The sequence below is a fragment of the Vogesella sp. EB genome, assembly GCF_001037925.1.
Taxonomy (GTDB): Bacteria; Pseudomonadota; Gammaproteobacteria; order Burkholderiales; family Chromobacteriaceae; genus Vogesella; species Vogesella indigofera.
Window position 1 is genome coordinate 48,514 of the sequence record NZ_LFDT01000004.1, and the last position, 12,695, is coordinate 61,208.

General features: G+C 61.8%; 12 protein-coding genes. 3 read left to right on the forward strand and 9 right to left on the reverse strand.

Annotation, left to right across the window (positions count from 1 at the left end):
• Positions 1 to 10 precede the first annotated feature (10 nt).
• Together ACG97_RS03815 and ACG97_RS03820 are read left to right on the forward strand one after the other, a co-directional pair.
• Positions 11 to 1,111 (forward strand): hypothetical protein, encoded by a 1,101-nt coding sequence (locus ACG97_RS03815; protein WP_156167925.1) that lies wholly within the window; start codon positions 11 to 13, stop codon positions 1,109 to 1,111.
• Entirely contained in the window at positions 1,111 to 1,527 is a 417-nt protein-coding gene (locus tag ACG97_RS03820) for a prepilin-type N-terminal cleavage/methylation domain-containing protein (RefSeq protein ID WP_047966009.1), read from the forward strand. Before ACG97_RS03815 ends, ACG97_RS03820 begins: the two co-directional genes overlap by 1 nt.
• Positions 1,528 to 1,699: 172 nt before the next feature.
• Here ACG97_RS03820 and ACG97_RS03825 read toward each other — a convergent pair whose 3' ends face one another.
• Positions 1,700 to 3,034: a nucleotide sugar dehydrogenase gene (locus tag ACG97_RS03825; RefSeq protein WP_047966010.1), complete on the reverse strand. Its 1,335-nt coding sequence runs from the start codon at positions 3,032 to 3,034 to the stop codon at positions 1,700 to 1,702.
• Positions 3,035 to 3,310: 276 nt separating this feature from the next.
• Positions 3,311 to 3,568 carry an acyl-CoA-binding protein gene (locus tag ACG97_RS03830; protein WP_047966011.1) on the reverse strand — a complete coding sequence of 86 codons (258 nt, stop codon included), beginning with the start codon at positions 3,566 to 3,568 and terminating at the stop codon, positions 3,311 to 3,313.
• Between the two features lie 394 nt (positions 3,569 to 3,962).
• Here ACG97_RS03830 and ACG97_RS03835 point away from each other — a divergent pair, with 394 nt between their 5' ends.
• On the forward strand, positions 3,963 to 4,901 hold the full coding sequence (locus ACG97_RS03835; RefSeq protein WP_082133634.1) for a diguanylate cyclase domain-containing protein: 939 nt from the start codon (positions 3,963 to 3,965) through the stop codon (positions 4,899 to 4,901).
• A 122-nt stretch (positions 4,902 to 5,023) separates the two neighbouring features.
• On the opposite strand, the gene ACG97_RS03840 is transcribed toward ACG97_RS03835, so the two are convergent.
• The 7 genes from ACG97_RS03840 to ACG97_RS03870 form a co-directional block, all read right to left on the reverse strand.
• Positions 5,024 to 5,761 (reverse strand): peptidylprolyl isomerase, encoded by a 738-nt coding sequence (locus ACG97_RS03840; RefSeq protein WP_047966013.1) that lies wholly within the window; start codon positions 5,759 to 5,761, stop codon positions 5,024 to 5,026.
• Between the two features lie 320 nt (positions 5,762 to 6,081).
• Complete coding sequence (locus ACG97_RS03845) at positions 6,082 to 6,975, reverse strand: histone deacetylase (RefSeq protein ID WP_047966014.1); 894 nt, start codon at positions 6,973 to 6,975, stop codon at positions 6,082 to 6,084.
• The gene (locus tag ACG97_RS03850) at positions 6,975 to 7,196 is read right to left on the reverse strand and encodes a DUF1653 domain-containing protein (protein ID WP_047966015.1); all 222 of its coding nucleotides are present in this window, start codon (positions 7,194 to 7,196) and stop codon (positions 6,975 to 6,977) included. The genes ACG97_RS03845 and ACG97_RS03850 overlap by 1 nt, the downstream gene beginning before the upstream one ends.
• Before the next feature lie 70 nt (positions 7,197 to 7,266).
• A complete protein-coding gene (locus ACG97_RS03855; protein ID WP_047966016.1) occupies positions 7,267 to 7,587 on the reverse strand; it encodes a hypothetical protein in 321 nt (106 codons plus the stop codon).
• A 51-nt stretch (positions 7,588 to 7,638) separates the two neighbouring features.
• Entirely contained in the window at positions 7,639 to 11,088 is a 3,450-nt protein-coding gene (dnaE, locus tag ACG97_RS03860; RefSeq protein WP_047966017.1) for a DNA polymerase III subunit alpha, read from the reverse strand.
• 98 nt (positions 11,089 to 11,186) lie between these two features.
• Positions 11,187 to 11,477, reverse strand: a complete 291-nt coding sequence (locus ACG97_RS03865; RefSeq protein WP_047966018.1) for a hypothetical protein — start codon at positions 11,475 to 11,477, stop codon at positions 11,187 to 11,189.
• Positions 11,478 to 11,578: 101 nt separating this feature from the next.
• The gene (locus ACG97_RS03870) at positions 11,579 to 12,667 is read right to left on the reverse strand and encodes a TRAP transporter substrate-binding protein (protein ID WP_047966094.1); all 1,089 of its coding nucleotides are present in this window, start codon (positions 12,665 to 12,667) and stop codon (positions 11,579 to 11,581) included.
• Positions 12,668 to 12,695: the final 28 nt, after the last annotated feature.

The window sequence follows — 12,695 nt, forward strand, 5'->3', positions numbered from 1 at the left end:
GGGCTGCAATATGCGTAACGTAATCATGATTGCTACATCAAGGCGGCAGCAAGGCATGGCCACGCTGACAATGTCGCTGGTGGTGCTGTTTCTTGCCAGCCTGATGGTGTTTTATACCAGCTCCGGCATGCTGTTCGAGATCAAGACCGGCAACAACCAGCTGTACCAGTCTAAGGCGATGGAAGCGGCCCGCGGTAGCGTGGAGCACTCGATGGCGTGGCTGGTCAACAGCAGCAATACCAGCAGTCTGGCGTGGACTGCGGATGCCACTGGTCCGGCCGGCACCAACCAGAAAGCGACGGCGGCATCGTTCCCGTCTTCGGTCAGCAGCCAGACTATCGGTGGTTATACGGTAGCGGTGTCGCTGTGGCGCAATTCTGCAACGCCGACGATTCTGGAGGTGAGTGCAGCCGCCAGCGGGGACGCCAATGCCACCATCCGCCAGCGCATCCGCCTTGGCACGACTACGGTGACAACGACTACACCGAATACGCTGAATATTGCCAGCATTGCTCCGATCGTGATCAATGGCGGGCTGAGTGGTGTAACTGGTACTCCGGATGTTTATCCTAGTACTACCGGCGGGGTTGCAATCGTCACTTCTTCATCTAATACCGCAGATATCAATATCGGTCATTTGGATTTGAATGGTGGCACCATCAGTTATGGTGCATTTACAGGGGATGCTTGGAGCTTTATTTTCCCGAATACCACCAAGGCAGAAATGAAAGCGGCGGCTGACTTCGAAAAAATATATTACTACGATGCCGCTTTGCAGCCCCCTAATCCCTGGCATGACAGCATAGGTACGGCAAGCGATCCGGTTATCCTGATTTTTGATGTTGGCGCGGGTTGCCCGAAAGTGAATGGCAGTGTCACGATTTATGGTTTGGTTTATTACGGCAACAGTTGTGCTGATAATGGCTGGGGCGGGGCAACTATATACGGCAGCATGGTTGCTGATATGTCGATTACCAAGCTCAATGCTAATGCCGAGTTTTCTGGTTGGTCGGTCAATAGTGGTTCTGGTGTAATTACCCTGCCGCCAACCACGACTACCAGTACTGCGCAAACCTTTGCCAAGTTGACCGCATCATGGAGAGACTTCTGATGACCCGTGCTGGTCACCAAACCGGCTTCAGCTTGCTGGAGATGCTGATCACCATCATCGTGCTGGCCAGTGGCCTGCTCGCCATCGGCAGCATGTATGGCGCGATACTGAACGCCAATACCCTGTCCAAGCAGCGCAGCGAGGCGGTGGTGCTGGCGGAGAAGAAGCTGGAAGAGTTAAGGGGGCAAAGTTACGCCACTCTGGTGTCGGCAACGGATACGGTTACTGCCGCCAGCTCCAGCGGCAGTAGCGCCAATTACCAGCGCAGCTGGTCGGTTGCTACCGCCAGTGGCGGTTTGGCTTACAAGGATGTCGGCGTGACGGTAACGTGGACGGACAATAAAAACCAGTCGCAGAATATCGTGCTGTCGACCCGCATCAGTAATGTCAGTGCCACGCCGGTGACGATTCCATAAACAGGCGGCTGCTTTATTCGTCTGCCAGTGCCGGCTATCGCAAAAAATTCGAGATATTGCCGATCATAAAAGCAGGGCGTAACGGTCAGTTACGCCCTGCTTTTATTTTGTTGCCTGCTTCTTGTGGCCGGAAGGCTGCAACAAGGAGCAAGCCGCGCTCCAATTTAGTGGCTTACGCCTTGACCACATTGGCAGCTGCCTGCAGGTACTTGCCACGGCTGTCGACGATCAGGTCGCCATGCTTGCTGATCAGCTCGTAGTCAAAGCGGTCGTGATCGGTGGCCAACAGGATGCAGTCGTATGCGGCCAACGTTTCGGCGCTCAGCGGTACGCTGGACAGCTCGAAGTGGTGCTCGCGCATCTTCGGGAACACCGGTACGTGCGGGTCGCTGTAGCTGATCTCGGCGCCCAGATCGCGCAGTTTTTCCATCAGGAACACCGATGGGCTTTCACGCATGTCGTCGACGTTCTTCTTGTAGGCGATACCCAGCACCAGGATCTTGCTGCCGTTGATCGCCTTCTTGCGCTGGTTCAGCGCCGCGGCGATCTTGCTGATCACGTAGTCCGGCATCGACGAATTCACTTCGCCGGCCAGCTCGATGAAGCGGGTGTGCACGCCGTATTCACGCGCTTTCCAGGTCAGGTAGAACGGGTCGATCGGGATGCAGTGGCCACCCAGGCCCGGGCCCGGGTAGTAGGGCACGAAGCCGAACGGCTTGGTGGCGGCGGCGCGGATCACTTCGTGGATGTCGATGCCCATCTTGTCGGCGACGATTTTCATCTCGTTGACCAGGCCGATGTTGACCGCGCGGTGGATGTTTTCCAGCAGCTTGGTCATCTCCGCGGCGCGGGTGGACGATACCGGCACCACCTTGTCGATCACCGCGCTGTACAGGGCAACACCGACTTCCTGACAGGCCTCGGTCACGCCGCCGCACACCTTGGGAATGGTGCGGGTGGTGAAGTCGGGATTGCCCGGATCTTCACGCTCCGGCGAGAACACCAGGAACGCATTCTCGCCAATCTTGAAACCGCGTGATTCGATGCGCGGCAGCAGCTCTTCGTCGGTGGTGCCGGGATAGGTGGTCGACTCCAGCGACACCAGGTGGCCTTCGCGCAGATAAGGCACCAGGCTGTCGATGGTGTTGAGGACGAAGGACAGGTCCGGCTCGCGGTACTTGTTCAGCGGCGTCGGCACGCACAGGATCAGCGCGTCAGCTTCCGGGGCGCGGCTGAAATCGGTGGTGGCTTCGAAACCGCGCTCGCGTGCCAGCTGGATGCTGTCGGCACTGATGTGCTCGATATAGCTTTTCCCTTGCTGCAGGCTGTCGACCTTGTTCTTGTCAATGTCAAAGCCGAGGACTTTGTAGCCGACTTCGGCAAAGCGCAGCATGAGCGGCAAGCCGACATAACCCAGTCCGACGATGCCGATCACGGCAGACTTGTCCTGAATGCGAGAGAGGAAGTTCTGTTTCACCAAGAGTCCAATACACAAAGCAGTGCCCATCACGGACACTGTCTAAAAGCGGAAAAAGTTAGTGCCGAATTGTGCTACCAGCCCCTGAAAAGAACAAGCTTGGCAACGCTTTCGCCGCGTATTTTCTGTGGCCGGGCATGGGGGGCGGGACGGGCTGTCCGTATTTGGCGGGCAAAACGGATCTGGGCGTTGGCGATATGCGGTAAAAGCGGACAAGGCCGGTCATGGTTCGCCCATGGCCGGCCTTGTTGGCTTTGTGCTGGCTGCGGCCGCAGTTTGTCGTGCGGCGCGAGAGCTGGCGGTGTATCAGGCCATCAGCGATTTAACGACATTGATGTAGTTCTGCATCGCTTCCTCGGCGCTTTGGCCCTTCAGCTTTTCCCACGAGTCGTACTTGGCACGGTTGATGAAATCCATCATGCCCGGACGTTCGCCGGTGACATCGCCGGCAGTGGCTTGCTTGAACAGGGAGTACAGCTGCAGCATGGTCTGGTTGTCCGGGCGTTCGGCCAGGGTGGTGACATCTTTCTGTGCTTGTTCAAACTGGGTTTTCAGATCGGACATGTGGACTCCTTGTGAAAGTGAGCGGCACTCTATGGTGGCCGGCTAGTTGGTGTGTTGTTTGCCCTGCGCGGCAGCGACGCTGGGCTGCCAGGCTGCTCATAATTTACCATGAAACGATCGTTTTAAAATGGCCTGGTTGCTTGTGCTGGTCTTGTTTTTGTTGTCGCCAAGCAGAGTGCTAAGCAGTTTCATTCTTGTTGAGTGGTAAGGGCGTCTTTTTTTGTCGAATCTTTCAATTCATATGTAATTTTTTGTTTCAAAGTATGGAATTTGTGCTGCTTGCCGGCTCGATCTCGGTTTACTGTAAGTAAATGGCTGTATCGTAGCGTGGCATGATCGTTGCTCGTTACTGCGGCTATCAGGCAATCGTACTGTTTCTGCTAAGGGAAGATGAATGACGGATGGCTCAACGCCCCCCGCCGACCAGATGCAGCAGCTGCAAGCGCAGCTGGCTGCGGCACTGGCTGAAGTTGCCCACCTCAAGGAAAAGCTGGATGCGGCGCTGGATGGCACCGGCATCTGTATCTGGCAGGGGCGTCCGCAAAGCGGCGATTTGACCGTATTCAACTACCAGAATTTCGAGATCGGCGACATGGCGCCGCACTTCGGCCTCTGGCTGGCCAAACTGCATCCGCACGACAAGCAGGCGGTGCTGGATAACTACTACGCACACCTTGCCGGCAAGACCCCCTGCTACGAGGCGGTGTACCGCACGTTGACCCCGGATGGGAGCGTGTGCTGGCTGTGGGATCGCGGCCGGGTGGTGGAACGGGATGACGCCGGCCAGCCGCTGCGCATTCTGGGCGCCCACCGCGACATTACCCTGGAGAAAGAGCACGAAGCGCAGCTGGCGATGCAGGCGCGGCTGGACCCACTGACCGGGCTGGCGAACCGTCGCGGGCTGCTCGATTTCCTGAAGAGTATCGATCGTCGCGGCGGCAGTTACGCGCTGGCGATGGTGGATGTCGATCACTTCAAGCAGTTCAACGATCTGCACGGTCACGATATCGGTGACCGGGTGCTGATCGCCATTGCGCGCAGCCTGTCGGCGCCGTTATCCGATTACGACCTGTGCGGGCGATGGGGCGGGGAGGAGTTCCTGCTGGTGCTCGGCAATGCCGACATGGCCGCCGCCAACGATGTCATCGTGCAGTTGCACCAGGCGGTGCAACGCTTGACGGTCAGTTCCGGCAAGCAGGACTTGTCGACCACGGTTAGTATCGGCCTGACCGTGCACCAGCCTGGTGAAAACTTCGATGAGGTGCTATTGCGTGCCGACCGGGCGTTGCTGAGCGCCAAGCGCAAGGGGCGCAACATGGTCTGCCGCCGTTAGCGGCGCTGACCGGGTGCGGCAAGGGGTTTGGGAAACGTGCCGAGCTTGCCGCGATGACACAAAAAAATGCCCCCGTTACGGCAAGCGCCGTAACGGGGGCATTCACGTTTGGATGACGCTGCTTAGTTCAGGCCTGGCATGGTGTAGCCTTCGATCTTGGCGGCGCTGACCAGCTTGGTCAGGTAGTCGTGCATCGCCTGACGGCCAGCCATTTCGTTCAGGTATTGCCCCAGGCGATCCTTGATGTCTTCAAAGGCGATCTGGCCACCTTCGCTGCGCTGGTTGACCTGGATGATGTGGTAGCCGAACTGGGTTTCCACCAGGTTCGGGGTGATCTGGCCGGCGTCGGTGCCGAATACCGCCTGTTCGAATTCCGGCACCATCTGGCCGCGGCCGAACTGGCCGAGATCGCCGCCCTGCTTGCCGGACGGGCAGGTGGAGTGCTCGCGTGCCAGATCGGCAAAGCGCGACGGGTTGGCCTGTACTTCAGCCAGCACGCCTTCCGCCTTGGCGCGTGCCAGGGTGGCGGACAGCTCGTCGCCGCTACCCAGCGGGAACAGGATGTGGCTGGCCTTGGCGCTGTCGCCTTGCTTGAATTGCTGCTGGTTGGCTTCGTAGTAGGCGATGCAGGCGGCTTCGTCGGCCGGAACGAATTGCAGTTCCTTGTCGAGCAGGGCGCCGATGGCCTGACCTTCGTTGGCGGTATCAAAGCCGCTTTCCTGTGCCTTTTGCAGCAGCAGCTGGTGCAATACCAGTTGCTGGATCGCGGCGTCGCGCGGGCTAGGCGTATCGGCGTGGTTTTCCAGCTCGGCTTGTACCATTGCGTCGGTAATTTCAACGCCGTTAACGATGATGGCCATGAGGTGTCCTGTCTGATGGTGGCACCGTGGTGCCGGTTTTGAAATAAGTGCAATGCAGGTGGGGCTGACGGCAGGAATCTCAATCCCGCGCCGCCGATTTCTCTGCCACCGCTTGCGGCCAACCTTGTGCCGAGTGTACGCGGCAAGACCGAGCGCGGTGTTTGGTCGTCGCCAGACGGCGGCCCCGTAAAACTGCGCGCTATCTTAGCACGCTCGGCTCGCCTTTCCTTGTTGCGTGCCACGCGGCAACGGCAGCAGCGGGGAGGGGCTTGCCAGAACCGTTCGCCGCGTTGGCGGTGGGCCTGGTTTGGCGCCGGCCGCTACTGTTGCTGGCAGGCCAGTACCGCGCGCACGGTATTGAGGTGGATGGCGACGGTGTCGCTGATCGGTTCCGCATAGCCACCCGCCATCACCACCGCCAGCGGCCACTGTCGTGCCTCGCACAGCGCCAGTACCTGCGCATCGCGCGCCTGCAGTCCGGCCATGCTCAGCTGCAGTCGTCCGAGGCGGTCGCCCTGGTACGGATCGGCGCCGGCAAGGAAGAACACGATGTCCGGCACAAAGTTGGCCGCAAGCTGTGCCAGCGCCGGCGTCAGTGCCGCGAGGTAGGCCGCGTCGCCGCAGTCGTCGGCAAGGTCAATATCCAGCGTCGACGGGCTGCGGCGGAACGGAAAGTTTTTGGCACCGTGCAGCGACAGCGTGTACACCGAGGCGTCGCCGGCGAAGATGGCGGCGGTGCCGTTGCCCTGGTGCACGTCCAGATCGATCACCGCTGCGCGGCGGATGCGGCCTTCCTGTTGCAGCACGCGGATGGCGACGGCGACATCGTTGAACACGCAGAAGCCGCTGCCCTGCTGGCGGTTGGCGTGATGGGTGCCGCCGGCCAGATTGATGCCGTGGCCGTGCAGCAGCGCCGAACGCGCCGCGGCCAGGGTGGCGCCGGTGGAGCGGGCGCTGCGTTCGACCAGCGCCGCGCTCCACGGCAGCCCGATCTCGCGCATGATCGCCGGGGCGACGCTGCCGTCGAACATGGCCTGGATGTAGTCGGCGTCGTGGGCCAGTGCCAGCTCCGCCGGCGTCGCCGCCGGTGCGGTCGCCATCTGTGCCGCCGCGATGGCCTCGACCGCGCTGGCCAGCAGCGCGTACTTCTGCGCCGGGAAACGGTGACCGGCGGGGAGCGGCAGCGGGAACTGGTCGGTGCGGTAGATCTGCATCAGTCGGCCTTGAGCAGGGCGAAGCGCGGCACGCTGTGGCCGTCGATGGTGACCGTTTCACAGAACATCGCCAGTGGCCGCACCCACAGCTTGCCTTCGCCGTACAGCGGGCGGTACACCACCAGCGGCTCGCCGCTTTCGGAGTGGGTGGCGACATCGATGACCTGGTACAGCTGGTTCTTGTAGTGGCGGTAGGTGCCGGGTACGACGGTGGTGGGCATGGCGGCTCCGGTGACAGGCGAATGAGATGAGGGGGCAAGGTTGGCCGCAATGGCAGCCGTCGCCGGTGGCTCAGTCCGGCAGGTGGCAGCTGCGCCCCTGCTCCAGGTGTTTGACCGCGCTGACGATCAGGTAGTCCCGGCCGTGGCGCGCATCGTACTTGGCAAACAACGCGAGATAGGTCGGCCGCTGCGGATCGAGGCCGGCATTGAGCAGGCTCGGCAGCACCGGCTGGCGGCTGCCCTCGGCATCGACCAGCAGGTAGCGGTTTTTGGCTGCATCGCAGCGGGTGAGCACCAGCTGTGTGCCGTGGCGGCTGACGGTGCCGATGAACAGCTCGTTGCCCAGCGCCGGCAGGCTGCACAGCAGCAACAGGGTGGCAATACGCAGCATGGCATGCTCCTTGGTGACGGCGTGCGGCCAACGTTGGCCGCACGCGCCAGATTACCAGAGGACCTTGACGGTCTGTTCACCCAGCCAGTCCTGCAGCGTCAGCAGCAGGCCGTCGTCGAGGCGCACGCCCCATTCCGGCGGCAGCATCAGGTCGCCGCGCGCCTGGCCGTTGTTGTAGCTGATGCGTACCGGGCAGCCGGCGTCCTCGCTGCGGTACGGGGTCAGGATGTTGCGCAGGGTGGTGACGTCGTGGCGCTTGTCCATCTGCACCGCCAGGCTGCGCGCATAGCGGCTGCGCGCCTCGCCCAGCTCGTACACGTTGTCGGCGATGATGCGCAGGCCGCCGGAAAACTTGTCCTCGCTGACCTTGCCTTCCACCACCAGCACCACGTCGTCCTTCAGCCGGGTGCGGTTGGCGTCCACCGCCTCGGCAAACAGGCTGACCTCGATCTTGGCGGTGCCGTCGTCCAGTTGCACGAAGGCCATCTTGCCGCGGTTGCCGACCTTGGTGCGGATGCCGGTGACGAAGCCGGCCAAGAGCTGCGGTTCGCGCTTGGGGCTGAGGCGGTTCAGCGGCGTCTTGATGAAGCCGCGGACCTCTTTTTCGTAGGCGGTGAACGGATGGCCGGACAGGTAGTAGCCGATGGCGATTTTTTCTTCCGACAGTTGTACCGCCGGCGTCCACGGCTTGCAGTCCACCATTTCCACGCCGGGGGCGATGTCGTCGTCGAACATGTCGAACAGGCCGCCCTGGTTGGCGTTGGCCGCTTCCTGGTCGGCGGCGGTCATCGCCAGGCCGACGTTGGCGAACAGCTTGGCGCGGTTGGGGTCGATGCTGTCGAAGGCGCCGGCACGGATCAGCGATTCGATCACCCGCTTGTTGACCAGCTTCTTGTCGGTGCGCTGGCAGAAGTCGAACAGGCTGGTAAACGGCCCGCTGGCGTTGCGCACCGCGACGATGTGGTCGACCGCCGATTCACCGGTGCCCTTGACCGCGCCCAGCGCGTAGCGGATGTGCTTGCGATCGACCGGCACGAAGCGGTAGAAGCTGTGGTTGACGTCGGGCGGCAGGAATTTGAGGCCGTTCTTGCCGTCGATACTGTCGTCGTAAAAAATCTTCAGCTGGTCGGTGTTGTCCAGTTCCGACGACATGGTGGCGGCCATGAAGGCGGCGGTATGGTGCGCCTTCAGCCAGGCGGTCTGGTAGGACACCACCGCGTAGGCGGCGGTGTGCGACTTGTTGAAGCCGTACTCGGCAAACTTGGCCATCAGGTCGAACAGCATTTCCGCGAGCTTGGGGTCGTATCCCTTGATCTTGGCACCCTCGGCGATCTTGCCGCGGTGTTCGGCCATCTCTTCCGGCTTTTTCTTGCCCATCGCGCGGCGCAGCATGTCGGCGCCGCCCAGGGTGTAGCCGCCGATGATCTGCGAGATCTGCATCACCTGTTCCTGGTAAACGATCACGCCATAGGTCGGATCGAGGCAGGCCTGCAGGTCGGGGTGGTAGTAGTCGACTTCCTGTTTGCCGGCCTTGCGCAGGATGAAGTCGTCCACCATGCCGGAGCCGAGCGGGCCCGGGCGGTACAGCGCCAGCACCGCGATGATGTCTTCGAAACGGTCAGGCTTCAGCTTTTCCAGCAGCCGCTTCATGCCGTCCGATTCAAGCTGGAACACGCCGGTGGTGTTGGCTTGCTGCAGCACCTTGTAGGCGGCCGGATCGGTGAACTCCAGCAGGTTGATGTCGGTGGTGAAGCTCGGGTCCAGCGCCTTGATGTAGCGCACCGCCAGGTCGATGATGGTCAGGTTGCGCAGGCCGAGGAAGTCGAACTTCACCAGCCCGATCTGCTCCACATCGTCCTTGTCGTACATCGATACCGGCACGGTGTCGTCGCCGGCCGCCTGGTATAGCGGGCAGAAGTCGGTCAGCTTGCCCGGCGCGATCAGCACGCCACCGGCGTGCATGCCGATGTTGCGGGTCATGCCTTCCAGTTTCTTCGCCAGCTCCCACAACTCGCGAAGTTCTTCCTCGTTCTCCAGGCGCTGTTTCAGCACCGGCTCCATTTCCACCGCGTCGTCCAGCGAGTACTGCTTGCCCGGCGCGGCCGGGATCAGCTTGGACACGCCGTCGCAGAACATGTAGGGCAGGTCCAGTACGCGGCCAACGTCGCGCACCACCGCCTTGGCGGCCATGGTGCCGAAGGTGGCGATCTGCGACACGGCCTCGGCGCCGTAGCGCTGGCGCACGTACTCGATCACGCGGTAGCGGTTGTCCTGGCAGAAGTCGATATCGAAGTCGGGCATCGATACCCGTTCCGGGTTCAGGAAACGTTCGAACAGCAGCGCGTAGGCCAGCGGGTCGATGTCGGTGATGCCGAGGCTGTAGGCGACCAGCGAACCGGCACCGGAGCCGCGGCCCGGCCCCACCGGACAGCCGTTGTTCTTGGCCCAGATGATGAAGTCGGCCACGATCAGGAAGTAGCCGGGGAAGCCCATGTCGATGATGGTCTTGCACTCGATTTCCAGGCGGGCGTCGTACTCCGGGCGCCGGGCGGCGCGGACTTCAGGATCGGGGAACAGTTTTTCCAGCCGCGTTTCCAGCCCTTCGCGCGACAGGTGTACCAGGTAGTCGTCCAGCGTCATGCCGTCCGGCGTCGGGAAGTCCGGCAGGTAGTTCTTGCCCAGCTGCACGCTGATGTTGCAGCGGCGGGCGATCTCGACGCTGTTCGCCAGCGCCTCCGGGATGTCGGCAAAACGCGCCAGCATCTCGTCGGTGGACAGGAAGTACTGGCACTCGGCAAAGCTCTTCGGCCGCCGCTTGTCGGACAAGGTGTAGCCCTCGGCGATGCACACCCGCGCCTCGTGTGCCTTGAAGTCGTCCGGGTCCATGAACTGGATCGGATGGGTGGCGACGACCGGCAGACCGGTTTCGCCGGCCAGCCACAGCGTGGACTGCACGATGTTCTCGACCTGCTGGTTGTCCAGACGCTGCAATTCGAGATAAAAACCGCCGGGGAACAGGCGCGCCCAGTATTCGGCACGGGCGCGGGCTTCGTCGGGGTTACCGTTGCTGAACGACACGCCGATATCGCCCAGATGGGCGCCGGACAGGCACAGCAGGTTGCTGTTGTCGCCGTTCTCCAGCCATTCGCGCTTGATCTCGGCGCGGCCGCGGTACTGGTTGCCGGTATAGGCGGCGGCCAGTAGCTCGGACAGGCGGCCGTAGCCGGCGCGGTTTTTCACCATCAGCAGCAGGCGGAACGGCTTGTCGCGATCGTCCTCGTTTTCCAGCCAGATGTCGCAGGACACGATGGGCTTGATGCCCTTGTTGCGGCAGGACTTGTAAAACTTGACCATGCCGAAGAGGTTCATCAGGTCCGACATGCCCAGCGCCGGCATGCCGTCCTTGACGGCGCGTTTGACCGCGTCATCAAGGCGCACGATGCCGTCGCTGATGGAGAATTCGGAATGGAGGCGGAGGTGGACGAAGCGCGGTGAGTTCATCGCGCCATTGTAGCGGGGCAGGGCACGGGCGTCATGCCCTGTTGCCGCTGCGTGGCGCGCCGTACTGCGTCATCCGGCGCGGTACGGCGAGCGGCGACTCATGGCCGCAGCTGCGGTGGATCTTCGGGGTAGGCGTCGGGGTCCACCCGCGGTGGCTGGAAGCCGTTGATCTGGCGGGCGGATTTTTCCAGCAGCAGCACGATGCTGGTGTTGAGCGCGCCAAAGCCCCAGGCGATCAGGAAAAACACCGAGTAGGCGGACAGCTTGTCGGCAAACAGCTGCGCACCGTGCAGGGTCAGCTCCTGCGGGTCGAAGATCGAGAAGAACAGACCGGTGGCGAGCGCGGCAATGATGAAGGACGGCCAGAACAGCAGGATGGCTTGGCGCATGATGGTGGTACCCCGGTGGTTGCCTCATTTCAGCCTAGCGGCCACCACCGCAAAAAGCAAAAACCGCGCATGACGCGCGGTTTTTGCGGCAGCTGGCAGCCTTATTTGACGCGGTTGGCGTACATGAAGTTTTCCATCTTGCTTTCGGCAAGGTTGGACCAGCCGTGCTGCAGGGTGCGGAATTTCTTCCACTCGGTATAGATCTTCCGGAAGTCCGGATTCTTGGCGGCCTCCTGCTCGTACAGTTCGAAGGCGGCCTTTTGTGCTGCCTTCATCACGTCGGCCGGGTACTGGTGCAGCTTGGTGCCTTTTTGCAGCAGGCTGACCAGGGCCACCGGGTTCTTGGCGTCGTACTCGGCCTGCATGCTGAGGTTGGCCTCGGCCGCGGCGGCTTCGAAGGCGGCCTTGTACTCGGCCGGCAGCTTGTCCCATTCTTTCTTGGAGACGTAGAAAGAGATGTTGGGACCCGGCTCCCAGAAGCCCGGGTAGTAGTAGTGCTGGGCCACCTTGTAGAAGCCGAGCTTCTCGTCGTCGTAGGGGCCGACCCATTCGGTAGCGTCGATGGTACCTTTTTCCAGCGCCGGGTAGATGTCGCCACCGGCCAGGGTCTGCGGTACCGCGCCCAGCTTGGCCATGATTTCGCCGCCGAAGCCCGGAATGCGCATCTTCAGGCCCTTGAGGTCGGCCAGCGACTTCACTTCCTTGCGGAACCAGCCACCCATCTGGGTGCCGGTGTTGCCGCCCGGGAAGTTGACGATGTTGTACTTGGCGTAGAATTCGCGCAGCAACTTCATGCCGCCGCCGTAGTACAGCCAGGCGTTCTGCTGGCGCGAGGTCAGGCCGAACGGCATGGTGGTGTCGAAGGCGAAGGTCTTGTTCTTGCCGACATAGTAGTAGCCGCAAGTGTGGCCGCACTCGACGGTACCGTTCTGTACCGCATCCAGCACCTGGGTGCCAGGCACGATCTCGCCGCCAGGGAAGCTGCGGATCTGGAACTTGCCGCCGGTCAGCTCGGCCACGCGCTTGGACAGCTGCTCGGCGCCGCCGTAGATGGTATCCAGGCTTTTCGGGAAGCTGGACGCGAGGCGCCAGCGGATGGTCGGGCTTTCGGCAGCCAGTACCGGTGCCGATACCCCGGCGCCTACCAGGCCGGCCGCGCCGGCTTTTTTCAGAAACGAACGTCTTTCCACCGTGATCTCCTTTGTGTTGTGCTTGCTG

Coding starts and splice junctions, on each gene's coding strand:
- ACG97_RS03815 (WP_156167925.1), top strand. CDS start 11: ATGCGTAACGTAATCATGATTGCTACATCAAGGCGGCAGCAAGGCATG.
- ACG97_RS03820 (WP_047966009.1), top strand. CDS start 1,111: ATGACCCGTGCTGGTCACCAAACCGGCTTCAGCTTGCTGGAGATGCTG.
- ACG97_RS03825 (WP_047966010.1), bottom strand. CDS start 3,034: ATGGGCACTGCTTTGTGTATTGGACTCTTGGTGAAACAGAACTTCCTC.
- ACG97_RS03830 (WP_047966011.1), bottom strand. CDS start 3,568: ATGTCCGATCTGAAAACCCAGTTTGAACAAGCACAGAAAGATGTCACC.
- ACG97_RS03835 (WP_082133634.1), top strand. CDS start 3,963: ATGACGGATGGCTCAACGCCCCCCGCCGACCAGATGCAGCAGCTGCAA.
- ACG97_RS03840 (WP_047966013.1), bottom strand. CDS start 5,761: ATGGCCATCATCGTTAACGGCGTTGAAATTACCGACGCAATGGTACAA.
- ACG97_RS03845 (WP_047966014.1), bottom strand. CDS start 6,975: ATGCAGATCTACCGCACCGACCAGTTCCCGCTGCCGCTCCCCGCCGGT.
- ACG97_RS03850 (WP_047966015.1), bottom strand. CDS start 7,196: ATGCCCACCACCGTCGTACCCGGCACCTACCGCCACTACAAGAACCAG.
- ACG97_RS03855 (WP_047966016.1), bottom strand. CDS start 7,587: ATGCTGCGTATTGCCACCCTGTTGCTGCTGTGCAGCCTGCCGGCGCTG.
- dnaE (WP_047966017.1), bottom strand. CDS start 11,088: ATGAACTCACCGCGCTTCGTCCACCTCCGCCTCCATTCCGAATTCTCC.
- ACG97_RS03865 (WP_047966018.1), bottom strand. CDS start 11,477: ATGCGCCAAGCCATCCTGCTGTTCTGGCCGTCCTTCATCATTGCCGCG.